Below are 25,167 nucleotides of genomic sequence, written 5' to 3'. Positions count from 1 at the left end.
AGATCTAATGCTTTTAGGCCGAGCGATGTGAAAATAGTTCTATTAAGGGTTACAGTAATCACAATAGGTAGGGTCGGCATTAAGCCGTCCATCTCGTCGATCTTTATATTCTTGATATTCACATCCAATACATCCCCAAACTTCTTTCTCATAAAACGATGTTGGCGCACCACAAAGCTCACAAGGTAATGCGCCTTTAGTGGTTTTGAATCCAAATCCTGGTCGCTCACATTGAGTACAAGGACTAGCAATTCGTAGCGTTAATTTATCCGCCAACTCACCAATCACCGCCATTCGAGTAGGATTCATCATAGCCCGCATGTCGGTTGCTAAAAGAAGCTCTTTTTCGGTTTTAAAACCAATGTCCAGGTGATAAGTCAAGGATTCTAAATCATTAACGCCCTTCGCCAACACATGGTTATTGGAGGCCACTTGCACAATGAGTGCATGAGATGGGAATTGAACTCGTTTAAGAAAAGCGTCCAGATCTGTATTTTTGTTAATCGTTATCATCGAGTAATTTGTTTTTTGGCTTACTAATTGCTCTGCAATAATCCAATCTCGCGTTCTATCAATAAAAACCATCAGCTCATGCGCACTGGGTACAAAAGGAAAGGCAGGATGAGGCCCAAAACTTCCCTCAGAGGCAACAGCAAGTGCATAGTTATAGCGTTTTGCTGCGGTTTTGGCCTTTAAAACACAAGTTTCATAAGGGGTAAGTGTTCTGGCAATCTCCCCAGTAAACGTACCAAACTGATCGGTATCAAATTCGTGCACCCGCAAGGTGCACGATAACTTAGTCATAAAAGGCAGAGCAATCACTTGCTCCTTTTCATGTTTTGAGGCTAATAAAACATTTTGATTTTTATAGTACATGATTAAGTATTCATAATGTGAAAATAATCAAGCCGTGCCACCGAAACATCAGAAACAAACATGACCCCAGACTCGTTTTGAAACAGAGTTTTCATGCCTAATGCTAAGGTTACAATCACCTCCTCAGGTGCCACTGCGATAAATAAGACTAATGAGGATTTATCATTAAACATCATTTTCCCTTCATGAAAGCCATGATGTCCTTTTCCAGAAACGTTTCGTATCAGGGTATATCCTGTCACTGATGCTTCGTCCATCATGGACGTAATCAGGTGCTCATGTTCTCCTGCAACAATAAGCTCAATTTTTTTCATTGGATGTAAATTAATTCCAACATCTTTTCGCTCTTGAACTTTAACCACATTCATTTTTGTCTCCTCGATATTATTCTACAAAATTCCACTCACCAGATTGGCTTAACTGATAAGGGCGCTGATTGATGGGATCGATAACGACCAAGTGAACCCATTGATTAAAAAATAAGGTTTTTAAAATAGAATGTTTTTCAATTACTTGAGAGACCCTCTCTTTGGGTGCATAAACAACCGTTAATAAACGCTGTGGCTGATGATAAACATGCTCATCAGAACTCATGACCGACTGCAGGGGAAGTCCATGCATTAAATCGCTTCCATTGCCCTGCATCACCCCAATGGTTCCAACCACATTGTGAGTGACTTTGCTCCCACTTCCAAAGGCAACATTATCTAAGGTAGAAAATAAATATTGGGTATTTATCCATTCAGCCACCACCATGGGTGCTGTCAAAATCGTCTCGAGCAGTGCCCCGTCATGGTCTTGCTCAAAGCGATATGAATGTAAGAAACAACGACCATCAAGAGGAATATTTTTTGTTAGATGCCTAGGTGCCACAATAAAGGCAGCATTTCGAGCCAAGCCCCATTCAGGTCGTGTTTCAGACCAATCTAGGCTTCGTCGCATGATGTCTTTATGAGGCGTGCCACTCTGTAATTTGACTCCCCGCTCTTGATTGGTTTTAAGCCGTGCCTCTTTTAAATCGTTTTGAAGTTGATTTAAAAGCTCAGGATAAATAGATTTTGCTACCTCCTGTGTATACAGTTCGACGCAGTCGGTCGTGGTATTATGCAATGCTCCGTAAAATACCGTATCTAACGGGATGTGCATGCCGCAATTTTCTAAGCCTTGACGAACTTCACGTTTATTAAGAATGGATGCTAATAAGCGCGCATTGATACCCCCATGATTCCCACCGCAGGCACCACAATCCAAAGCCGATGCATAAGGATTATTTTCAGTAGTACTACCATGCCCACAAAGAATAATGAGTTTAGCAAAACCGGAAGTGAGTCCCATAAGTCGCAATACCGTTTCAGCATAACTAATCTGCTCTTGCAAGGACAAGCCAAGTTGTGCATCGGTTTCACTCAACTCATAAACCACTTTGGTCGGAAGCACAGGTTTTAACCAACCCTTGATAGTAGATACTAAATGGCTACTTAATTCAGGGGACAATGATTTTAAGGTCATACTCAGACCACACCAAAGCCCTAAGGATTCGACTAGGGCAAAGGGTGTGGAGACATTGTGTTTCAGTTGCGTATAAAGGCTTTTACAACCGTTAATGAGTGTTTTTCCTCGCTGATAACGCTCAAAATCGCCTTTATTGGCAGCAGCCGGCATTTCTTTAATAACATATTTGGGTTTTAACAAGACAGGACAGCACTCTTTATTTTTATTGCTATCAAACTCATCGATACGCACAGGAAGTCCAAAAAACCCAGCAAAACCATAGGTTTCATACTGTCCTAAAGACTCTATAGCACGTCGAAAAGGTTCTGAACGAACATCTATGCAAAAAACTAATTGCGCATTTCTTCGAGGAAGCTCTGCGGCTTCCTTTTTTACCTCTGGCAAAAGCAGACTCAATAGCTTTTGCTGATAGGAATCCTCATTGTGTGTTAATTGTTCCAGCACTTTCTTAACCAAAGAACCATCGTCGACGCTTTTTTTTTCTTTCACCGCATCAGGCCAGAGCAAACAAGTCAGCACTAGGCGCACTGCGAGAAAATCAATGAGAGTAACTCGCGTTTCTTTTGGTTTCTTTGAGTTCTGCCAATCCGTCTTCCATTTCACAAACCCTGCCCAACCTGGTAGATAGGAAAGTGTCTTTGAAAGAAACGCTTCCTCTCCTCCTTCTGAAACATGAAGTCTTTGCATGCAGATTTTAATTGCCTTTTCTGCCGATTCAGGCAATTGCTGCAGAAATTCTTTTGATTCTTTTTTATTATGGTGCACTTGCTTGTCAAAAATAGCCAATTTCAAGAACCCATAATAAAATCCCTGCTCACGATAAGGCATATCAATACTTCCTTGCCCTGCATCAAAAAAGCCACCACACCATTTAATCATTTGCAGATTCACCTCTTCCAATGGTAAGTTGCGTTCAGCTCTTTGACGCCTAAAACCACCTTTGGTCAATGCCTCTTCAAAGGTTTGCGCCTCAAACCCTTGCAATGGATTACACGCAATAAAAGTTTCAAGTGGCCAGACAGGCGCGATACATTTTGCGGCATTGTGCACCAAAGCATGTAACTCAAGACCTTTCTTTTTTCCAGGATGGAAGGTCATGCCTGCTTTTTTAGTTTCTTTCATTACAACATCTTGTTTCGATAATACTTTTGCAGTTGTCATAAATACTCCTTAATACCTTTAGTAGTTGTAATCGCTTCGTAACGCAGTCACGGTTTTTTTAGAGGGCTGACTTGAGTTAAACAAGCTCATATAAAGCCAACAGCCCAGTTTTGATTGCCCCATTGTTTTATGTACTCCAAGATTAAATACAGCCCACAAGGCGCCAAATAAAGCCATGATGGTCCAATGAATTATCGATAACTCGGGGGCTTGCATTATTGATATACTTGGAATCAACCACTGAATCAGCTGGATACTCGCGCCATACATAAGCCCTGAAAGCAGAGCAAGAACAAGGCCTGAAACTAGACTTAACACCGTTTGGTGTGCGCGAATCCAAGTGAGCATGAGCTGTGCACCAGCAATGAAGGCAAAGAACAAAACAAAGCTACTTGCCTCATGAACTGAGATGGATTTATTCGTTACGACAGCAAACGAAGTCATTGCAACCACACCACCGATAAGAGAAATGAGCACCATCATGGGAGATATTTTAGAAGAAGGAGACTCTGGTTTTTTTTGTTTCACCGCAGAGCCTGAACTTAAAAACAGGTAGGCTTTAAATAACCCATGCCAACACAGATGAGCGATGGCCGCAGCAAATAAGCCCACCCCACATTGCATCATCATGAAGCCCATTTGCGCCATAGTGGAGCAAGCTAGCATTTTTTTTACATCATGCTGAATCAACTTCCAGGCGGTACCCAGTAATGCGGATATAGATCCGACTACGAACAGTACAGTTAACAATTCTGGACAAAACATCATCAGTGGTGCAAATTTAACGATTAGAATTCCTCCTCCATTAACTAGGCCTGCGTGCATAAAGGCAGAGACTGGGGTCGGCGAATTTAAAGAGCTGATGAGCCATCGATGAAAAGGAAATAAACCAGACTGGGCAAGTGCGCCGACCAAAATAAGGCCCATTGAAAATGCAAGTAATGATAAGTGGCCAGGATTGGCTAGCTGAGTCAGAGTCGAAATAGAATGTGTTGAGTAGGTGACAGTTAAAATAATAAAAGCGATTAGTAAACACAGACTTCCTATCGACAACGTATACAAGGCCAAAAGACCAGAGTTTTTGGAAGCCACCCATTCTTTCTTATGCATCATCAACAGCACGAGCAATAAATTAGAAAACGACCAAGCGCCCCAGAATAAAAATAAATTATCGGCAAGAACCATTAGCATGGCTGTTTGTGTTAGGGTTGATAAAAGAAGAAAAAAGCGTCTGTAGAGCCTGTCTCCATGCATGTACCTTAATGAAAAACGGTGCACGATAAAACTCACCAATAATACCAAGCTGCTTAACAACAGGCTCAGTGTATTAAAGTTAATGAACCAGTAAACCGTTGAGTTTTGTGATAAGGATAAATAAGAAAGTAGCCCTACCCCAGTCAAAAATCCTACCCCAATACAGTAACCTGCCAATCTCGCCGCAACAATTGGTCGCGAAATTAAAACGCAGTTAAAGACAAGCGCGCTTATTGGACAGGCCAACATGAGACATAAAAAAATCAGAACTATTGTATTCACATCATTCCCCATTAGAAATTGTTTTGCTACAATGAAAATATATTAGATATACTGATATAAGTGAAATTAAAAATATTTATATTTTCCATTAGGAATTCTAATGTCACTAGACACAGTAACGTTACAATGCTTTTTAGCAGTCGCTGAAACGCAAAGCTTCACTAAAGCCGCCTCTCGTGTCGGTCGAACTCAATCGGCCATCAGTCAGCAAATTGCTAAACTGGAGAATTTAGTTGAAAAACAATTAATTACTCGTGGGCGGGATTTAGCCTTAACGCCAGATGGAGAGCTTTTTTTAAGCTACGCCAAGCGAATTTATGAATTGCATCGCGAATCGCTTGATCGATTTAAAACACCGGAGCTCCAAGGAGAACTTCGTTTTGGGCTTCCCGAAGATTTTGCAGCGATGATGCTCTCTGATGTCTTAGTTGAATTTTCAAGACTCCATCCCAGAGTCATGCTGAATGTGGAGTGTGATTTAACCCTAAATTTAATCGAGCGCTTTCATCACAATGAATTTGATTTAATTTTGATAAAAACGAATGAGAAAAATCAAATTTCCGAAGGGGTGAATGTATGGAATGAGCCTGTAGAATGGGTAGGTAAAAAGGAATTACTACCAACCCTTAATGAAAAAGCAATTATTCCATTGATTCTTTCACCGACTCCGTGTGTCTATCGCGGCGACGTCATTGAGTCACTCAATCAGCATCACTTAAAATGGCGCTTGGCATTTAGTAGCCCAAGCTACGCGGGTAAAATGGCTGCCGTTCGGGCAGGCCTTGGAATTACCGCCATACAGCGTAGTATGATCCCTAATTATCTAGATAGGCTGGATCATTATTTCCTCCCCTCCTTAAAGGACATCCATGTGTCCTTGATTAAAAAGGAAGGTGCAAATAAAGCAATTGAGTCCCTGGAGTTTTTTATCATGGATAAATTAAAACAGTAAGCAAAAGATATGGGGCGTTTAATGAAACAAGAAATGAATTCAATTGTTGAGGCCTTAGATAAAGCGACCATCGCATCAATAATCATGATAAGCGTTATTGTGAGTCTACTTACCTTAAGCATTCCTATTGCAGCTCAAACACTAGTCAATCTGATTGCCTTTGGTAAATTGCTTCAACCCGTTCTTACACTAAGCGTGATGGTGCTTGTATTAATGATTGCCCTAGGCGCTTTAAATGTCTGGCAAGCTATTATCATCGAAGTCATTCAACAAAAACTCATGGTTAAAATAAGTCTTAACCTAACCCGTCAATTTACTCATTTGTCACTCGATAATTTCTCCTCCCACCATGGCCCAGAGCTCGTTAATCGTTTTTTTGAAGTGGTGACCATCAATAAAGCGCTATCAAGTCTTCTACTTTATGGCGTCAACTTAAGTTTGCAGCTCTTTTTTGGTTTACTCTTGCTTCTTTTTTATCATCCACTCTTTCTGGTATTTGATGGATTTATTGTACTAAGTATACTTTTGATTGTTTTTCTGCCTTACCAAAAGGGATTGGCGAGTGCCGAAAAAGAATGCGCTGAAAAACACCAAATAGGTGCATGGCTAGAAGAGTTACTGATCAATCGCTTTTTATTTCGCTTTAATCGTTATCATCACTATGCAACTCAGCAAACGGATAAGCGCTTGGTTTCTTTTTTAAAAGCACGCAACATGCATTTTAAACAACTGATCAAACATCAGATTGGTTTTTATCTCCTCTCAGCAATTGCCAGCAGTCTTTTACTCGGCTTAGGCGGTTATCTTGTGATTAACAACCAATTAAGTTTAGGCCAGCTCGTTGCAGCAGAGATTGTGCTTGGTGCGTTAATCTATGCTTTTAAACGTTTTGGTGTTCTTTTGGAAAATTATTACGATTTAGTGGCTTCCGAGCGTAAAATTGACGTGGTATTAAATCTCCCAACTGAAGCGATTAACAGCGAGTTAAGCGAACTTATTATTCCCATAAAAAGTATCACGCTAGTCACTGAAAACCAAGAAAAAGCCTCCAGCACTCCTGACAATCCCCTTGTTATTTGCGTGAATCAAACACATAAACAAGAATCATTTACCGATTTTATTTTGGGTTTTAAAAATAATACTGACCTCACAGTATATATAAATGAAATCCTCTGTCATCAAGAATACAGGCGCTGTCTACGTGACCACACCCTATTACTTAGAGATAAAGAATGGTTTGCGGGCAGCATTTATGACAATCTACGGCTTAATCAACCGTCTTTTTCGATACAGCAATTAAAAGAACTTTTAAAATCCTTTGGGTTGATGGATAAAATCATGAGCCAACCTCGTGGCTTAAAAAGTATCATTTATGATTGGGAACTTGCTTTTACTGAACGCGAACTTATTCAACTCATGGTGATTCGTGCCTTGGTTGCTAAACCCCAGCTGATCATCATTGATGGCCTCTTTGATAGGCTGACTACAAAAGACATTGAGTTGTTCAACGGCTATTTAGCAACACTCAACGAAACTCTTTTGATTATAATTACTCAATATCCAAATCTTATTCCATTGTCTAACCGCTTGGTGCTCTCATGAAGCTACACGCCTATCAAATGATTGGCAAATTACCCAATCCTCGCAAAATAGCTAAGATTATTTTTTTAGTACTTTTGATGTTAATTTTATTTTTGTGTTTTACCCCTTGGCAACAATTTGCCTTAGGCAGTGGAAAAGTGATTGCGTTTTCACCCTCTGAGCGATTGCATACCGTCAATTCGCCCATTTATGGCAGAATTAAAAAGTGGTATGTTGACGAAGGGGTAATTGTCAAAGCAGGCGATCCTATAGTAGAGATTACTGACAATGATCCCGAATTACTCAAACGATTGGAGCTGGAAAAAAAGGCCATTTTGCTTCGCATCGAAGCGGCTCAACAATCATTGGTCGCGGGAAAAGCCAATGTGGTTCGCCAAAAGAACTTATACCAACAAGGCATTAACTCAAAACGCCAATACGAACTAGCTCAAATTGAATACGCCAAATACCAAAATGAATTAGCACAGGCCAATATTGATAAAGTTGGTATTGATGTTCGTATCGCACGGCAACAAACCCAACTCATCAAAGCGCATGTCCCTGGAGTCATCTTTAAGCGCCTGGCCGGACAAGAAAGCGTTGTCGTAAAAGAAGGGGAAATAGTAGCAGAGATTATACCCGAAACCGAATCTAGAGCCGTAGCACTCTGGATTGATGGCAATGACATTCCATTCGTTCATCTAAATCAAAAAGCACGCCTTCAATTTGAAGGGTGGCCCGCTATTCAATTTAGAGGGTGGCCGCAAATCGCTGTGGGTACCTTTGGTGGGAAAGTGGCTTTCATCGATCCTACTGACAATGGCATGGGGTTATTTCGCGCGGTGATCGTGCCTGATGAACCCTGGCCAGAGCCTGCTTTTTTGAGGCAAGGCGTGCGTGTACATGGTTGGGTGCAATTAGGAGAAGTACCCTTATGGTATGAGTTATGGCGTCAGTTTAATGGCTTTCCACCTGAAAGTTCAGCAGAAAAGGCGGCAGCATGATGGCTTCTAAGTTACCTAAACTGATCATTATGCTTATGGGACTGAGCGCTTTGTTCGAGCATTCAGAATCTTATGCCCATCGGGAAACACAAAAACTGAGCTTATTGAATGTACTACAAAGCATCGATACTCATTACCCTCAAGTAAAAATAGCACGCATTGAAGTAATTAAAGCCAGTGGCGCTTTTGTTAATGCAAAGGGACAATTTGACCCCTCATTGGAAGCCAGCACTCGCTCACAACCGGCCGGTGGTTATATTAATAATTACGGCGATACGCAACTTACCATTCCAACGCTTTATAATGGTGTGAAGCTTTTTGCAGGCTATCGTAATGGCGAAGGAAACTGGCCCATTTACTATCAAAACTATTTAACGAACTCCGGTGGAGAATATAGAGCAGGATTATCGCTTCCCCTGCTTCGCGACCGCTTAATTGATAAAGAGCGAACCGGATTATTGTCTTCTGCTCAATTGATGCTCATGAAGGAACAAGATGCAGAGGCAATCAAAATAAAAATTTATCAAGAAGCGATTAAAGCATACTGGCAATGGGTAGAAGCAGGCCTTCAATTAAAAACATTTAAAGAGCTGTTGCATCTAGCCAAAAAACGGCAACACGCCATTGAACAACAGGCCAGACTTGGAGATTTGCCAAAACTTGCGATCAGTGAAAATTTACAGCAAATCATTCAACGAGAACAACTACTTAATCAAGGTCAAATGATATTTGAACAAGCAGGGATTAACTTATCTCTTTATTTTCGTGACGCAAAGGGACATCCGCGAGTTCCTGAAGCACGAACCTTACCTGCATTAACCAGCACTTCATACCCCATACAGGCTTCACTAACAGAACACCCAGGAATAAAAAAACTAAACCATTACGCTACTATAATGAAGCTCAAACGCAATCAGGCGCGAAACGAGCTATTGCCTCAGTTAGATGCAACCGCCTACACTTTTAAACAAAATGGAACAGGTGGCTACCCCTTATTAATTCCACAAGCAGCAATGATTGGTGTATCGTTTAAATTTCCTTTGTTACAAAGGCAAGCTAAAGGGAACCTAATCCAAGCAGAAAGCGAGTTACACCAAGTTTGCGTTGAAAAGAGATTTCTCTACGAGCAACTGAACAATGAATTTACCAACATGCTCATTGGCATCAACAGAAGCAGACAACAAGTCAGACTTCTAAAAAAAGAATTAACTTTGGCACAAAAGGTGCAACAAGGGGAAACAAAAAAATTTTATCAGGGTGACAGCACTTTATTTCTAGTGAATCAACGGGAGCAAATGACCACCCAAGTACAACTCAACACCTTGCATGCTCAAGTCCAATTAGAGGAATTAAAGGCTAGAGCTCGCTATTTCGCATCAACCCAGAGAGCAAAAGGCTCTTCACAACACAATAAATAAGGACGGCATGAGTAGCGCATTAGTTTGGTTTAGACAGGATTTGCGATTAGCTGATAACCCTGCATTTTTTGAGGCATGCACAAATCACGACACCGTGATTCCAATCTATATCTTGGATGAACAAAGTGTACTTGGCGAAGCGCAAGCCTGGTGGCTTCATCACAGCCTTAATGCACTAAATCACTCACTAACCACACAACTCAAATTAACGCTGACTCTGCGCAAGGGAGCCTCATTAAACGTTATTTTAGACCTGGTGAAAACAGCAGGAGTTGATGCGATTTATTGGAATAGGTGCTATGAGCCAAAAAGTATCGAGCGCGATAAAAAAATCAAAGCAACGCTGCAGGAGTCTGGAGTCGATGTCTTTAGTTTTAATGGCAATTTATTCAATGAACCCTGGACTATCAGCAATAAAAGCGGTGATTTTTTTAAGGTCTTTACTCCTTATTGGAAAACCTGCCGACAAGTGATTAGGGCTCCATCAGAACAATTAATAACGCACCATCCCGGTTCTGTAGCTTTAAAAAGTGATGAAATTAATGACTGGGCGTTAGTACCATCTCTCGACTGGGCCTCACAATTTCCTCATTTTTGGACACCAGGAGAAGAAGGGGCAAGGCAGCGGCTGCAAGAATTCATTCAAGACTATCTTCATGGTTATAAAATAAATCGAAACATCCCCGAACAAAATGCCACATCACACCTATCCCCTCATTTACACTTTGGTGAAATCAGTCCTTGGACTATTTTAAGAGCCGTTGAATACGCCAAACTCGAACCACACTGTGATTTAAGAGGTGCCGAGCACTTTTTATCAGAGCTGGGATGGCGAGAGTTTTCTTATTACCTGCTCTATCATGTGCCATCCTTACCTCATCAAAACTTTAAAAATGAGTTTGATGCCTTTCCCTGGCATAACGATGAATCATTATTAAAAAGTTGGCAAAAAGGAATGACGGGTTATCCGATCGTGGATGCAGGCATGAGGGAATTATGGGCTACCGGATACATGCATAATCGAGTGAGAATGATAGTTGCCTCCTTTCTTACTAAAGGTTTATTTATTGATTGGCGACGGGGAGCAGATTGGTTTTTAGATACCTTAGTTGATGCGGATTTAGCGAATAATAGTGCCAGTTGGCAATGGGTTGCTGGTTGCGGGGCTGATGCTGCTCCCTATTTTCGTATTTTTAATCCAGTACTTCAAAGTCAGAAATTTGACCCCAATGGCGTTTATATACGTCATTGGGTTCCTGAGCTTTCGTATCTCAATAACGATGAAATTCACGCGCCCTGGGAATCGGCTAATGCACTATCCATTTACAGCACTATCAATTACCCTAAGCCCATCATCAACCACAGCGAATCAAGAGCTAAAGCCTTAGCCTATTACAGTCAATTAAAGAAAAGGGCTCATCCATGAATCCTTGTTTTTTTATTTTTGGCTTCGGTTATACCGCCAAAGCACTTACTCCCAAACTGATAGCACAAGGCTTTACGGTGATGGGTACGTCTCGCACAACCAATAAGCAAGAGCAAGATAATTTAGATATCAAGTTAATTGAGTTTGATTCCACTGATATGGAGAATTACTTAAGCTTAGCCACACACTTATTAATATGTATTCCTCCTACCAGTACGATGGGTGATAGTGTATTGATTAAATACGGCGAATTAATCAAAAAACAGGCGCCCTACTTAAAATGGATTGGCTATCTTTCCTCGACCGGGGTTTATGGAAATCATGAGGGCAATTGGGTCGATGAACATAGTGAATGTACTCCCCATACACCCACCGGAATCGCGCGCTTAAAAGCGGAGCAAGCTTGGCGTTCCTTTGCCCAACAACAGCAATTACCACTGCATTTTTTTAGATTATCAGGTATCTATGGGCCTGGACGAAACGTGCTTGAACGCTTGATGCACGGCAAAAAACAAAGTGTTTTTAAAGAAAATCAGTTCTTTTGTCGCGTTCATGTAGACGACATTGTGACCACTCTACTTGCCTCAATTCAATCGCCAAAGCCTTTATCGATTTATAATGTCTCTGACGATGAACCAACACCTACTCATGTGGTTGACCAATACGCCTGCAAGCTCCTTAATCGAAAGCCCTTACCTTTAATCGCTTTCTCAGAGGCTCATTTATCTCCAATGGAACAAGAGTTCTACGCCAATAGCCGGCGCGTTTCTAATTTAAAAATTAAGAAAGAGTTGGGTGTGGTTTTAAGCTACCCAACCTATAAAGAAGGATTAAACCAAATATGGAGAACTGATTTTGCTGATAAATAAGTACTTGAAACTACTTTTATGGATTGTGCTCTTTCAAAGCATCGGATTTTTAATGGGGATGCTCACTCAAGCCAATATTTACCCCTGGTATGAACAACTCAATAAATCTGCATTAACTCCACCTGGATTTGTTTTTTCGATTGTTTGGACTTTCTTATACGCACTTCTTGCGCTAATTGCCTGGACTTTATCAGATAAAAATCAAGCTCATTCAAAGCAGGTTAAACTAGGGCGTGTTTTTAAAGTTTTTCAAACTATTAAAAATCTGATAAAAAGCCTCCATAGTGAAAATGGAGCAAATGGATGTCAAGATTTGTTATTGATGACAAAATGTGGAACAAATTAGAACAATTACTGCCATCTCCTAAAGGTCGCCATGGGGAAAATGATCGATTATTTATTGAGGCAGTTTGTTGGATAATCAGGACGGGTGCGCCTTGGAGAGATTTTTTGGAGTTCTTCAAGAGTCGAGGTTTGCTCGGTGGCGGTTTTATTTAAGGCTGCAATTTCTTTGGTTGCTTGGGTGAGTTTTTCTTCTTTCTCATCGAGCAATTGATTCAGCATGGAAATTCTTCGGGTTGATTTGATACCTGCTTCCTTGATTTGGGCTCCGATCTCTTTTAATCCCAATAATGATTTATTTAACTCTTCGCCGGTTTTTTGCGTAAGCGTTACTGTGGATTGCAGGTAATTGCTGGTTTCAGCGATTTTTTCAGATAATAATTGCAGCTGTTCCAATGATATGATGTCAATTACTTCGTCAATTTCATCGCTTAGAGAAGTAAGCTCGGCATCAATTTTTTGAATACCTTCAGACGCTGTACGGATGCGGGTTTGGGTGATTTGGTGTTGCTCATCGAGGGCTTTCATGTGCTCAAGGCTTGTTAGCGTTTTTGAATCCAGCTTTAAATACCAGAGAGCCAGTCCACTTATTCCAACAATACTGCCACCGGCAAGTCCGCTTACCACGACACTCGCGATTAGAGTGCCCACAGACACGGTGGCTTTTGCACCGATCACTGCGACAGGCGCTAGGAGAAGGGGTAAGGGCATAGAAAAAATCCTTATTGTCCATAAAATATGAGCGAAAAATATCACTATGTATTTAATTTCTCAATAGAGTTTTTAAGTTTTAAAACTTATGATATTTACTGCTGCTGTATTAAGGGATGATTTCAGTGAAAGAATTGAAATAGCCCGCCTTTAATGGCATGATTTTGCCCAAGAGATTTCCCCACTAGATTAAGCAAAACATTAAAAATCACTGGTGTGATTGCAAAGACCACGCAGATTTATAGTGGCAGAAAGGACACGGGTGGCAAAAATAACCATCTACAACATCAATTTCTGATTTATTCATTCTGCTTTACGTCACAGGCTTCCCGGCGGTATTTAATAGCAATGATGAGTACTGAGGAATTGCTGGCTTGAAGCGATACACGATCCAATAATCACTGGTGTGTAGTGGCCATTGGCCTTGAGATTAACGCAATGGTTTTTTGCCAAAACCAATAGTTGTGTCGGAAGCTTTGCAGTAGCCAGTTAATACTAAGGATAACTGGCTACTTAAATGATTCAGGCAAGAGAAAAAATTGCTCGATAATTTTGCTCACCGGTTTTGGCAGTCCTATTTGCGTAAGTTGAGCGGCGGTAAACCATGCGCCGGAGGTTTCGGCAAGAATAGTTTTATTATGCAATTCTACCTGTACGGCTAGCGCACTAATATGTAAATGGAAATGGCTAAACGAATGTTTAATCTGCGTAATTTCCTGTACATTTTTAAGTTCCCACGGGTAGTTTTTGCGCACATAATCCATTGGGCAATGAGTGGTATCGATGCCAAGCGTACTCCATAATCCACCCCAAATCCCTACAGGCGGTAACTTTTCCAAATAAATTAAGCCGGTTTTTGTATGCAGCAGCAAGAATTGTTGATGTTTAACAGGCTTTATTTTTTTTACTTTTTTCGTGGGGTAATCCGCTACCACATCATGTGCATATGCTGCACAGGTGGCAGCTAAAGGACAGTGGCTGCAATCAGGATTTTTTACGGTACAACAGGTTGCTCCCAAATCCATAATGGCTTGCGTGTACTTAGCACAATGTCGGGATGGCATGCAAAGGTTCGCAAGTTGCCATAGCTTGTTTTTTACCGCAGCTTGCTCCGCTGCTCCTTCCACCAAGAAATAGCGACTAAGGACTCGTTTTACATTTCCATCCAAAATTGCCGTAGGATGGTTAAAAGCCAATGAGGCGATGGCTGCAGCGGTGGAGGCGCCAATCCCTGGTAATTTGATGAGTTCCTCCAGGGTTTGCGGGAATTTTCCCTGCAATTCTTGGCAAATAATTTGCGCTGTTTTATGCAAATTGCGGGCGCGGCTATAGTAGCCAAGACCAGACCAATGCGCCAGCACTTCATCTTCTGCGGCTTGAGCCAGGGTTTCAATATTTGGAAAGCTGTCCATAAACCGTAAGAAAAAGGGTATCACAGTTTTTACCTGTGTTTGTTGCAGCATGATTTCAGAGATCCATACTCTGTATGCTTCCCGCGGTATTTGCCAGGGTAAATTTTTCCTGCCGTAAACCTCATACCATTGTAAAAGAGGCCAGGTAAATTGTTGCTGAATGCAATCGATATCAGCATTCATGATTTGGTAAATCTCGTTTCACAGAAACTCCATAAGCTTAATGCACCGGTGATGGCAAATAAAATCGGAATAAGAAAACTAAATTTAAAATTAGTAAATTCAAAAATCAGTATAATGGCTGTTAAAGGCATTTTTTGAGCTGCAGCGAGAAAAGCGGCGGCGCCAACAACAGCGTAAGCATTTAAGGAAGGGACATCCGGTAGAAATAAATTCCAAATCCCCCCGAGCATTACTCCTAATAAAGCGCCATTGGCCAGAGCCGGCGTTAGCATTCCCCCGCGGGCTCCGGCTCGCAAACTGGACCATATGATAGCGACTCGCAAAATTAATAGCACAAGGCTTATGCCGATACCGATCTGATTGCCGAATTCCAGCTGTGCCGGACTTTTGCCATTTCCTAAAATGGCAGGAAAGTATCCCGCCAAGATCCCTATGATTAAAAAATTAAAAAAACACAAAACAGGAAGCTGCCAGTTACGTTTTGCCTGTTGTTGAGCTTTGCGCGTCATGCGCATAAACCAATAAGCGGCGGCCCCGATGATGGGACCAATAAAAATTGACCAGGCAATTAATGCCGTATTGACTTCATAATTAGCAAGATTGTATTGCGGCTGATCCCCAATGATTAAGCGTGAAATGAGTACTGCGATTCCTGAGCTTGCAAAAGCAGGTAGCAAAACAGGCCAGCGGAAGGTGAATAATAAAGCTTCCAGGACGAATAAAGCTCCTCCCAAAGGAACATTGTAAACAGCTGCTAACCCGGCTCCCGCGCTGCATGCTATCATGATTTTTGTTTCTTCTGCAGTGAGCTTTGTTTTGCTGGTATACCAATCGGCAAACACAGCAGCCAGTTCTCTCGGCGCTGTTTCTCGTCCGAGTGGGGAACCCAGGGCAACGGTAATAATTTGTAACAATGCATGGATAATGGTTTCAAGAGCAGGGAAATGGATGCTTTTTTGTAATCTTTCCTTGATGCTATATAAAGGGCGGCCATAACGGTATAAAAGCCACCACCCTATTCCTGCAATAACCCCGCATAGGCAAAGTACTGCGATACGCCGTAATGGTGAGGAGGAACGTACGCCTTGCAAGAAACTTTCATTGCTTAGTAACTGCCATGGAGCATAACCATAGGATGTATGTTGTATAAAACGTAGTAATAGAGCTAAAAAAGCTCCGCACAAGCCTGAAGCAATACCAATTATTAAAGTAGAGACAACCACTAAAAAAATAGAGTACTTTTTATTTGATGAATTCACTGCATAATCCAGGCAAATGGATATTAATTATGTAAACAGGCTCATAATTTCTGCCTTTAATTGCTTCAATGGTTTGTCGATGGATTGCTTTAAAAAAAATTGTGTTAATAATGGACTAATTTTTTGCATATTCGGCACAATTAATGGTTGCATGATTGGGCCTGTAAGTTTTAGCGGCAAGTTGCCATTTAAAATTTGCTGAATTTTATCCATCATTGGCTCTGGCTGGATTAATTTTGCCGATAACTCATTATCAATGGAGCGGTCTTTAAGGTTCATCCTGCCTTTGCCATTGATTTGCATTTCCTCAGTCTGCAACAGAAAAGAATCATTAAACAGGGGATTATTTTTCACGTCGTAATGCATACTGAGTAATTTAAACTTCGTGCGTCCTTCATAAGTTTTTTGGAGAGTTTCATTCGATTTGGGTGCGGTCAGCATTGAATGGATTGTATTAGGAATATCTTTAACCATTTGATGGATATCGACAAAGCATAATGCGCCATCTCGAATCATAATATGGCCACTGGCTTGTACATGATCCAAAATATTTTGCACTGGCAACGTGCCTGTGGCATGGATGGAGAAGTCCATCGTTCCTTTTATTAACTGCTCTCCCCAAAGGGCTTTAGACAGCGGGGTGGATTTAATGCCAGTCGCTGTTTGGTTAACGGCAAATTTTTTAGAGGCTATGTGAAAACTTAAATCGCCCACTGATTCGCCATTGTATAGCGTGAGATTTAGCGGATTTAGCCGTAATGTTCCGGTTTTTAAAATGGCATTGGCATTAATTTTGGCAATTTTCAACCGCTTATATTGCGCATCTTGAATAAGTATTTGGCCATGGGTTGCCGTATTTTGTATTGTGTTTAAAGGCTCGATAAAAAAGGCTGGGGTGAGTTGCGTTCTGCCCTTGAAATTAATATTTGCTTTAAGAGATTCCTTGGTGTTTGAGAGAAGTAAAAGATTGCCTTTAAGCTGCACAGGAAATTGCTTGTTTTGGAAATTCAATTGATTAGCACCAATTTGAAGATCCGTTACGGCCAGATTGTTTTGCGGGTGCGAGACAACCACTTGGCCGCGGGTCAGCAAGAAGTTTTCAATGGAAAAGCTAGCGGGAAGTGTTTTATTTGGCGCCTTGCTTGTAGCCGCGCGATTAAGCACGCGGGTGTGTTTGGTTTCTGGATTGATGTTAAGCGTTACACCATCCATGAGCAGTTCATTAAAAACCAACTTCCCCCGCAACAAGGGTGTAATTTGCAAATTAAAAAGCATGTTATCGATGGCTAGTGAATAATTGTTTTCTATCTGCTTGCCGCCAATTTTAACCGTGCTGATTTTAAGGCCAGGGCGAGGAAATAATTGCCAACTTATATTACCTTCTATGTGGCTAGGCTGTTCTGTGAATTCAGCAAGTTTCTGGTTTAATAAGTCTTTAAATTCCTCAGGGGTGATGGTGTACGTTAAGGCCCATAAGGCGCAAGCGGTTATGGTAGTCAGGAAAAACAATGAAATAAGGGTTTTTTTTATAAGTTTCATTTTCACAGCTATTGATTAAGTGGTGAGTGCAGTTCGCAGAAAGTAAACAACCGGTTATATGCATAAATAAACGTTCCTAGCATATCGATCTAAATCTTATAAATCAATTTGCGGATGATATTGCAATTTATATTTTTCTAATGTTAATCTGATAGCCTTCCCTACAAAAAAGAGAGGTACCGGATTTAAAGTTTTGATGTAAGAAGTAACATTGATTTAAAGCTTTTAGTTGTACTCAGGATGAGTTTTATAACTAAGGAGAGAATCATGCACCAAAGTCAATGGGAAATAGTTATATTAAAACCCACGTCTGTATTTCTTTCGTTTCTGGCTTCACAGCTTCCAGAGGTAGATTTACCTGATTTAAATTTGTTACAAACTGATACCACGGCTTATACAATACCGCGGCATGATAACGAAGAAGATACCCTTGATGAAATTGAGCGTCATTTTACGACCATGTTTCGCCATGAAATATGTCGCTGGTTAGGGAAGGATGCGCGCAATGAAATTGAGGGGAGTTTTTTAGATTTTCTTTGTTGCTTTAAATTTGAACTCCATTCGCAAATCGTTTTGATGGAACCCTCAATCCATGCAGGGCAGCAATTGCTTTGTGTTAAACCGCGCTCTGTGCTGCTGAAATGGATGAAGTCTTCTGCTGAGGATCAAAGCGATTTGACGATGGTTTTGGAGAAAGTAAATCTTTCGCATTTAGCAGAAAATGCTACGGTTATTGTGAAGAATTTTAAAGATTTAGCCGAGGTAAAGCCTTTTATTAAGCATTATTACCGCCCAATTTTCAAGGCGGAAATGTTACGTATGTGCGACCGTGCTGAACAATGGCCTTATGTGGATTCATTTGAAGCATTCAGTCGTTATTTCTCGGTTGAAATCCACACTCAATTGATCCATTTGCATTAGGAGGCATGGCTATGGACCCTATTACTGTAGCTATCATTGGCGCAGTTGTATTTGGCGTTGCTTCGGCTTTTGCTGTGTTTGTCCGTGAGCTTTTATTAAGCCGTGACAAGCAGTTAAACGAAGAGGCACAACAAAGAGCTTTAGCGCAAGAAACAAAAGAGCTTGAAAAAATACGCGTGCAAATGGAAACGAGTAGACGATTTGATTCTCACTATCAAGTATTAGGTGCCAATAAAGATGCAATCCGCTATCTGGATCAGAAGATAGAAGAAATACTTAATAAAAAATTAATTCTGGTGCAGCGTTATGCGCAAATGACGTTAAAAGAATCTGAGGCAATCGTTGCAGGCAAGGCGGTTTTGGAAGGATCGTCCTTAGCGGAGCGAAAGGCTACCTGTGATTTGCTGAGAGCTGAAATCGATGAAGAAATTAAGTACTATGAAAGTGAGTTACAGCAATTACAAAAACGTCGCGCCAGTCTGTGGGATGCACATAATGAATTGCAGACAAGCTTGCTGGCACAAGAAAAGGCACGTAATGAAAGATTGGATGGGCTTTATACGCACCATTCAGGTGTTCTGGAGAAAGTCTATCTTCGTCATGACGAGCATTTGGAAGCTGTAACTAAGAAAAGCATCGATGCCGGTACCGAAGCATTAAAAATTCTGTTAGCCCCGTTTCATTTTTTACTTAAGTTATTCAAATTATCGGATGGTATTTTTTCTGAGCAAGCACAAGAAGAAATTGCAGCCAGAAAGAAAGTATCTGAGGTCGAGCGAGAGATTAACGAGATAGATTATGAACATCGGGCAGAAGGAAACTTTAGAATGCCTGAGCTTGTATAGCAATGAAAAACAAAGACTGCCGGCCTTTAGGGTTGGCAGTCTACAACCATCAATTTGTTACCTTGAAATTACGTTAGCCGTCCCTATATGCCGTATATGCAGTAACTTCTTGAGCAAGGCATTCATAACACCCTGGAAATAATATTAACAGTTTGCAGCAGATGGTATGTTGCATCATTTTCATGCTGTGTTATGCATGCATAAGCAATGCTGTATATTTTTAATTCAAATTTTATTGTCATCCTGGATATTATTAGGGCATAATTATAATTTTTTTAGCAAAAGTCCAACCTCTGCTCGCTGGATAAAATAAACTTGGAGATAATCAAATGAGAAACAATGGGTTACGTGTTTTTTGCTTTTTATTAACCTGTTGGGTTTCAGCTTCTGGTTTTGCAGCCAAACTGGACGAGCTTTTACCCAATGAAAGAAATACGATTGAAGTCTTTCAAAAAGCTTCCCCCAAAGTCATTTATGTACATCGCTTAACGACGGTTATTAATGATTCGTATGAGCGTTTACATGTGCCGTCAGGGGCCGGATCGGGCATTATTTGGGACAAACAAGGGCATATTGTTACCAATTTTCATGTCATAAATGGCGCTGATAATTTAGCGGTGAGCATTGGAAAGCTGACTTTTCCTGCAAAAATTATTGGTGCAGAACCCAGGAAAGATATTGCCGTTTTGGCTATCACATCCCCCAAGGCCCTGGAATTGCTGAAAACATTCACTCCATTTGAAATCGCCCATACCAATGAATTGTTGGTAGGGCAAAAAGCATTGGCTATCGGGAATCCTTTCGGTTTGGATCATAGCTTAACCGTTGGGGTGATCTCGGCGCTTGGACGGCAAGTGCCTGGAGCGGGTGGGGTAGCAATACGCGATATGATTCAAACCGATGCCTCCATTAATCCTGGTAATTCGGGAGGGCCTCTTCTGGATAGTGCAGGCCGTTTGATTGGCTTAAATACTGCCATTTATTCGCAATCTGGCAACTCAGCAGGCGTTGGTTTTGTGGTTCCTGCCGATGAAATTTCGCGGATTGTCACACAAATCATCAAACACGGCCGCGTCGTTTTGGCGGGTATTGGCATCCAGCGGGTAGAACCCAATATTGCGCAACGTCTAGGAGTGAAAAAAGGTATTTTAATCGCCGATGTGCTTCCGCATACTCCTGCGGCACGAGCCGGGTTGCGCGGGACCTATCGAGATCATTGGGGGCGTATCAGCTTGGGAGATATTATTATTTCCTTAAATGGCCATCCCGTGGAAAATTATGATGTGTTATATAATTTGCTTACCGAGGTGCAAATTGGTGAGCCAGTAACGGTGACTATTTTACGCAACGGCAAGCAAATGAACTTAAAAATGAAAACCATCGACATTGCCGCATATTAACAATGAGGTGTGGCGGGCATTAACTGCCACACCTCATATCAGGTTTCTGCAGGTTTGCAGCCAAATTGCTCATGATAAGCCAGGAGTCGCTCAACTTGTTCGGTTTGGCCTTGTCTTTTCAGGTAATTCAATAAATCAAAAAAAGTGATTAGGGAGAAAATGGGGATACCTTGATTGACTATCTCTTGCAATGCAGATTGATCTGAAATACCACGCTCGCAACGATCCAACGCGATAATCACCCCTGCTAATTGCCCACCGTTTTGAGTAATTAATTGTTGTGCTTCGCGAAAGGCGGTACCGGCGGTAATGACATCATCAATGATAATGGTTTGTCCTTGTAAAGGAGCACCGATAAGTGCACCGCCTTCGCCATGGTTCTTGACTTCCTTCCGATTGAAAGTCACGGTTACGTCTATGTTTTTTGCTGCCAAAGCCACTGCTGTGGTAGTAGCAAGCGGCAACCCTTTATAAGCCGGTCCAAAAAGATGTTTAAATTTAAGTTGGCTATTTATCAAGGTATCGGCATAAAATTGCCCGATTTGCTGCAATGCTTTACCCTCATAAAAAAGACCCGCATTAAAAAAATACGGACTAATGCGACCCGATTTTAAAGTAAATTCCCCGAAGCGTAACACCTGACATTCAATTGCCAATTTGATAAAGCATTCTTTCATGTGCTCACTCATTTGAACTCCTATGGGGTGAAAATGCGATAATATTCTATACTAATTTTGTCTATTATTGACTTTTTAAAAAAAACCTTAATAATCAAATAATCTGTAATGGCAGAATTTGCACAATGACGTGCTGCAATCATGGCAACCTGTTGGTTATGGATAACTTAAATGGAACTAATAGTCTAAAAAAGGGGACAGCGAAATGTCGCAGAGAGAAACAGGGCAGGTTAAGTGGTTTAATGAAAAAAAAGGATTTGGTTTTATTGTTAACCAACAAGGCGATGATATTTTTGTGCATTATAAAGACATTCAAGGAGCCGGGTTTAAAACGCTGCATGAAAATGATACCGTGAGTTTCTTACTCGATAAAGGGCCTAAGGGTTTAAAAGCACAGGATGTAATTGTGATAAGCGAACAACCCTAAGCTTATTCTTCTACCCGCAAGAGTTCCGTTTATCCTAAAACCTTCTATAATGCTCGTTATTAGGATCAGGTTCTCTTTTTATATACATGACGAAAGCTAAACAAGTTGCTGTAATAACTGGTGCTGCAAGCGGTATTGGGTTTGCGCTGGCGCAAAATTGCCTGCGTGAGGGTATGAGAGTGGTTCTCGCTGATCACGATGAAAAAGCCCTGGCTTGCGCTTGCAGAAAATTGTATGAGCAAGAAGCCAATGAATTTATTGCCGTCGTTTGCGACGTAACGCAATCGAAAGATGTTTTGCGATTGTCCGAGCAAATTTTGTCAGACTTTGCGCGTATTGATTTATTAATTAATAACGCAGGAATATGCGGTGAGTTTGCTCCTGTTTGGGAATTAAGTGATCACCAAATACAGCGTGTTTTGGACGTAAACTTATACGGCATAATTCATGGCTTGCAAGTTTTTTTACCGCTCCTGTTCAAACAGAACCATCGTTCGCATGTAGTCAATATGGCCAGTTTTTATGGATTATGCAGCGGTTCGCAAATGGCTGCTTATTCCATGTCGAAACATGCTGTCGTAGCATTAACTGAATCTTTGCATTTTGATTTATGCCGCCTTGAAAAAAATGTGGACGTTTCTGTAGTTTGCCCCTCGTTTGTCAGTACGCAATTGCTTGCTAATTCAGCCCCAGCTGCACATAATACGCTTCATCAAATGATGTCGGCTCTTATCGAGCGCAGTCGGCCTGCTGAAGATGTAGCGCGGCACATTTTACGCGAAATTAAAAATAAAACCTTTTATATCTTACCTGATAAAGAAATTAAAAATGATTATGAGCAATGTGCGCAAGCGGTGATACAACAAACAGATCCGTATCCGCATAGTCTTGAGAAAGTTATGGTGGCGCTTAGCAAGCGTGCACAAAAAAATAAATGTTAGGCAACGTCCTCAAAGTTTTTTATAGTTTTCCCAGGCTGAATCGAAGCAGGATTTTTCAGGTTACTTCGAGCTTCCTTTTTCCCGCACCAGGAATTTGAGCAGTGTAATGATGCTTTTCGCGGTATGAGGGTTAATCTCTAAATTCATTTAGGATAATGGATTTGATACGGCCGCGTGCTTTTATCCACGACCGCGAATGATGTTAATTCATGCTTACGGATTGAATTTTTACCCAGGATGTCGATTACTTCTACATGCCTTATGCTTTCTGCATCGCCGATAAGAGAACGATGACAGCGCCAAGGTACGGCTTCGGCGCACATAATGGCTGCTTGTTCGCTATGTTTTATGATGCTATGAAGTTCTTTTAAGCCTTCATAAAATTGGCGTGTTTGCATGTAGTCCGCATAACCGCGGAAGCTCTTGTTACGCCACCCTGTATTAATCGAATCAGGTTTGCTTTTGCGTAATCCCCCGAGTTTAATAATATGTGAATAGGCAATCCGTTCTTGGCAAAGGGAGCGGGTTAAAGCGGATTGGTTAAACCAGGGAACATGACGCGATTTAGGGACAGTACGCACATCCACCAAGTGCGTGATGCGATAGATGTGCAATATTTCTATGAAATCTTCAAGCGGATGAGTTGAGTGTCCGATAGTGTATAATTTTGGCATGACGGCATTGGCAAATTGGTTTCTATAAGCATGGTAGAAAATGAGTGTTAAGCAAAGGCAAGGTAGAGTTTTTAAGGCTTTTACTGATTTCTTTTATTTAAAATTAATTACTTATGTATTTTCCTGAACAAAGATGATTTTTGTTGCAAACTTCTATATTTTTGCATTACTCTGAGCCGGTTTTTTCCTGCGGAGTATTTCATGGGTTCGGGAGCATTTTATTTATTGAGGAAGAAAACTTTCCTGCCATTGTTCCTGACCCAGTTTTTTGGTGCTTTCAATGATAATGCCTTTAAGCTGGCTACTTTGACGGTTATTAGTTATTTTCTAAGCACTTCACAAATGCAGTCAGAAAAATATCAAGCTATTGCCGGTACATTATTTATTGCTCCATTTTTTCTTTTTTCAGCCACTGCGGGCCAAATAGCAGACAAGTTTGACAAAGCGCGTATTACCCGCCTTATCAAATTGTTTGAACTCGTCCTCATGATAATCGGCGCCTTTGGCCTTTTCTATGGTCACATTTTTTTAATGCTCACTACCCTTACCGGAATGGGTATCCATTCAACTTTTTTTGGTCCGGTTAAATACGCTATTTTACCGGATCATTTGCCAGAAAAAGAATTATTAGGAGCTACAGCACTCATTGAGGGAAGTACATTTTTAGCCATTCTTTTAGGTACCACACTCGGCGCATTGAGTGTCGGGGGTGCCCGAATGGGGGCTTATTATGCCATTTTCTTAACGATTATGGCTGCCCTATGCGGATTAACTGCCTGTTTTTTTATCCCTGCAGCTCCCCCCGTCGGCACTGAAAAAATAAAAGTAGACTGGTGTCTTTGGCGGGTAACTTATCGCATGCTTCGTGGCGTAATTCTTAATAAACGCATTTTACCGGCTGTTTTTGCCATTTCCTGGTTTTGGTTGATTGGAGCCGTAATTTTGACCAAGTTACCTGATTATACAAATTACATACTGCGGGCTCAAACTTCTGTATTTGCCGTTTTTCTTGCCTTGTTTTCAATTGGTATTGCGATAGGTTCTTTAGTTATTAACAGGCTTTTAGCTGGAGAGATAACGTTGCGCTATGTGGCGCATGCCATGTTATTGCTTTCCGTCTTTACTTGCGATTTATATTGGGCAACGCCTCCTATACCCACGCATTTGCATTTGCAATCCGTATATGAATTTTTTAGCCAAATTGCAAATTTGCGAATTACAGTAGATTTATTTTTGTTAGCTTTTGCTGGAGGTTTATTTGTGGTGCCCTTGTATACTTATTTACAAGTTGCCTGCGATGGGCCCTTCCGGGCGCGAACCATTGCAGCGAACAACATTTTTAATGCCTTATTCATGGTATTAGGGACCATTTTAGTGATGGTGCTGCTTTATTTTCACATTGTTATTCCCGAAGTTTTTCTAATTATAGGGATATTGAATATTGTGGCTGCAATTTTGTTTCATTTCTTAAACAAGAGATAAAGCCAAGGCATAGCCTCAG

23 protein-coding genes are annotated in these 25,167 nt (G+C 41.1%); 14 read left to right on the top strand and 9 right to left on the bottom strand.

Annotation, left to right across the window (positions count from 1 at the left end):
* Positions 1 to 42 precede the first annotated feature (42 nt).
* Genes NKV53_RS04200 through NKV53_RS04185 form a run of 4 tightly spaced genes read right to left on the bottom strand, consistent with a single transcriptional unit; the run spans position 43 to position 5,097 of the window.
* Positions 43 to 876: a DUF6671 family protein gene (locus NKV53_RS04200; protein WP_253350740.1), complete on the bottom strand. Its 834-nt coding sequence runs from the start codon at positions 874 to 876 to the stop codon at positions 43 to 45.
* 2 nt (positions 877 to 878) lie between these two features.
* Positions 879 to 1,244, bottom strand: coding sequence for a P-II family nitrogen regulator (locus NKV53_RS04195; protein ID WP_253350738.1), 366 nt, complete (start codon positions 1,242 to 1,244; stop codon positions 879 to 881).
* Between the two features lie 16 nt (positions 1,245 to 1,260).
* Positions 1,261 to 3,549, bottom strand: coding sequence for a DUF2309 domain-containing protein (locus NKV53_RS04190; protein WP_253350736.1), 2,289 nt, complete (start codon positions 3,547 to 3,549; stop codon positions 1,261 to 1,263).
* A gap of 18 nt (positions 3,550 to 3,567) precedes the next feature.
* Positions 3,568 to 5,097: a proton-conducting transporter membrane subunit gene (locus tag NKV53_RS04185; RefSeq protein ID WP_253350734.1), complete on the bottom strand. Its 1,530-nt coding sequence runs from the start codon at positions 5,095 to 5,097 to the stop codon at positions 3,568 to 3,570.
* Positions 5,098 to 5,185: 88 nt separating this feature from the next.
* Between NKV53_RS04185 and NKV53_RS04180 the strand changes: the two genes are divergently transcribed.
* The 8 genes from NKV53_RS04180 to NKV53_RS12005 are packed head-to-tail and all read left to right on the top strand — an operon-like array spanning position 5,186 to position 12,833.
* Complete coding sequence (locus NKV53_RS04180) at positions 5,186 to 6,037, top strand: LysR substrate-binding domain-containing protein (protein WP_253350732.1); 852 nt, start codon at positions 5,186 to 5,188, stop codon at positions 6,035 to 6,037.
* Positions 6,038 to 6,046: 9 nt separating this feature from the next.
* Positions 6,047 to 7,639: an ABC transporter transmembrane domain-containing protein gene (locus NKV53_RS04175; RefSeq protein WP_253350730.1), complete on the top strand. Its 1,593-nt coding sequence runs from the start codon at positions 6,047 to 6,049 to the stop codon at positions 7,637 to 7,639.
* Positions 7,636 to 8,622, top strand: coding sequence for an HlyD family secretion protein (locus tag NKV53_RS04170; protein WP_253350729.1), 987 nt, complete (start codon positions 7,636 to 7,638; stop codon positions 8,620 to 8,622). The genes NKV53_RS04175 and NKV53_RS04170 overlap by 4 nt, the downstream gene beginning before the upstream one ends.
* On the top strand, positions 8,619 to 10,040 hold the full coding sequence (locus NKV53_RS04165) for a TolC family protein (RefSeq protein ID WP_253350728.1): 1,422 nt from the start codon (positions 8,619 to 8,621) through the stop codon (positions 10,038 to 10,040). The genes NKV53_RS04170 and NKV53_RS04165 overlap by 4 nt, the downstream gene beginning before the upstream one ends.
* Before the next feature lie 7 nt (positions 10,041 to 10,047).
* A complete protein-coding gene (locus NKV53_RS04160; RefSeq protein WP_253350727.1) occupies positions 10,048 to 11,466 on the top strand; it encodes a deoxyribodipyrimidine photo-lyase in 1,419 nt (472 codons plus the stop codon).
* A complete protein-coding gene (locus tag NKV53_RS04155; RefSeq protein ID WP_253350726.1) occupies positions 11,463 to 12,335 on the top strand; it encodes an SDR family oxidoreductase in 873 nt (290 codons plus the stop codon). Before NKV53_RS04160 ends, NKV53_RS04155 begins: the two co-directional genes overlap by 4 nt.
* A 25-nt stretch (positions 12,336 to 12,360) precedes the next feature.
* On the top strand, positions 12,361 to 12,681 hold the full coding sequence (locus tag NKV53_RS04150) for a TspO/MBR family protein (RefSeq protein WP_371923170.1): 321 nt from the start codon (positions 12,361 to 12,363) through the stop codon (positions 12,679 to 12,681).
* Positions 12,639 to 12,833, top strand: a complete 195-nt coding sequence (locus NKV53_RS12005; protein ID WP_371923159.1) for a transposase — start codon at positions 12,639 to 12,641, stop codon at positions 12,831 to 12,833. The genes NKV53_RS04150 and NKV53_RS12005 overlap by 43 nt, the downstream gene beginning before the upstream one ends.
* Positions 12,834 to 13,897: 1,064 nt before the next feature.
* Here NKV53_RS12005 and mutY read toward each other — a convergent pair.
* Genes mutY through NKV53_RS04130 form a run of 3 tightly spaced genes read right to left on the bottom strand, consistent with a single transcriptional unit; the run spans position 13,898 to position 17,781 of the window.
* Positions 13,898 to 14,983, bottom strand: a complete 1,086-nt coding sequence (gene mutY / locus NKV53_RS04140) for an A/G-specific adenine glycosylase (RefSeq protein ID WP_126953470.1) — start codon at positions 14,981 to 14,983, stop codon at positions 13,898 to 13,900.
* Complete coding sequence (locus NKV53_RS04135) at positions 14,980 to 16,242, bottom strand: chloride channel protein (protein ID WP_233579633.1); 1,263 nt, start codon at positions 16,240 to 16,242, stop codon at positions 14,980 to 14,982. The genes mutY and NKV53_RS04135 overlap by 4 nt, the downstream gene beginning before the upstream one ends.
* Before the next feature lie 27 nt (positions 16,243 to 16,269).
* On the bottom strand, positions 16,270 to 17,781 hold the full coding sequence (locus tag NKV53_RS04130; protein ID WP_253350722.1) for an AsmA family protein: 1,512 nt from the start codon (positions 17,779 to 17,781) through the stop codon (positions 16,270 to 16,272).
* A gap of 267 nt (positions 17,782 to 18,048) precedes the next feature.
* On the opposite strand from NKV53_RS04130, the gene NKV53_RS04125 reads away from it, so the two are divergent.
* The 3 genes from NKV53_RS04125 (at position 18,049) to NKV53_RS04115 (ending at position 20,947) form a co-directional block, all read left to right on the top strand.
* Positions 18,049 to 18,702 carry a hypothetical protein gene (locus tag NKV53_RS04125; RefSeq protein WP_126953472.1) on the top strand — a complete coding sequence of 218 codons (654 nt, stop codon included), beginning with the start codon at positions 18,049 to 18,051 and terminating at the stop codon, positions 18,700 to 18,702.
* Positions 18,703 to 18,713: 11 nt separating this feature from the next.
* Positions 18,714 to 19,547, top strand: a complete 834-nt coding sequence (locus NKV53_RS04120; RefSeq protein WP_127032578.1) for a hypothetical protein — start codon at positions 18,714 to 18,716, stop codon at positions 19,545 to 19,547.
* Between the two features lie 329 nt (positions 19,548 to 19,876).
* Positions 19,877 to 20,947 (top strand): S1C family serine protease, encoded by a 1,071-nt coding sequence (locus tag NKV53_RS04115; protein ID WP_253350720.1) that lies wholly within the window; start codon positions 19,877 to 19,879, stop codon positions 20,945 to 20,947.
* Positions 20,948 to 20,985: 38 nt separating this feature from the next.
* On the opposite strand, the gene pyrE is transcribed toward NKV53_RS04115, so the two are convergent.
* Positions 20,986 to 21,636, bottom strand: a complete 651-nt coding sequence (pyrE, locus tag NKV53_RS04110) for an orotate phosphoribosyltransferase (RefSeq protein WP_126953475.1) — start codon at positions 21,634 to 21,636, stop codon at positions 20,986 to 20,988.
* A gap of 193 nt (positions 21,637 to 21,829) precedes the next feature.
* On the opposite strand from pyrE, the gene NKV53_RS04105 reads away from it, so the two are divergent.
* Together NKV53_RS04105 and NKV53_RS04100 are read left to right on the top strand one after the other, a co-directional pair.
* Positions 21,830 to 22,051 (top strand): cold-shock protein, encoded by a 222-nt coding sequence (locus tag NKV53_RS04105; RefSeq protein ID WP_126953476.1) that lies wholly within the window; start codon positions 21,830 to 21,832, stop codon positions 22,049 to 22,051.
* Positions 22,052 to 22,137: 86 nt separating this feature from the next.
* A complete protein-coding gene (locus NKV53_RS04100; protein ID WP_126953477.1) occupies positions 22,138 to 22,992 on the top strand; it encodes an SDR family NAD(P)-dependent oxidoreductase in 855 nt (284 codons plus the stop codon).
* A gap of 143 nt (positions 22,993 to 23,135) precedes the next feature.
* Here the strand turns inward: NKV53_RS04100 and NKV53_RS04095 are convergent, their stop codons facing one another.
* Positions 23,136 to 23,666, bottom strand: coding sequence for a DUF488 family protein (locus NKV53_RS04095; protein WP_126953478.1), 531 nt, complete (start codon positions 23,664 to 23,666; stop codon positions 23,136 to 23,138).
* A 201-nt stretch (positions 23,667 to 23,867) separates the two neighbouring features.
* Between NKV53_RS04095 and NKV53_RS04090 the strand changes: the two genes are divergently transcribed.
* Positions 23,868 to 25,148, top strand: coding sequence for an MFS transporter (locus NKV53_RS04090; protein WP_127057612.1), 1,281 nt, complete (start codon positions 23,868 to 23,870; stop codon positions 25,146 to 25,148).
* Positions 25,149 to 25,167 lie beyond the last annotated feature (19 nt).

The sequence above is a fragment of the Legionella sp. 27cVA30 genome (assembly GCF_024160945.1).
Lineage (GTDB): Bacteria > Pseudomonadota > Gammaproteobacteria > Legionellales > Legionellaceae > Legionella_A > Legionella_A septentrionalis.
This window is presented reverse-complemented; position numbering and strand designations above follow the sequence as displayed.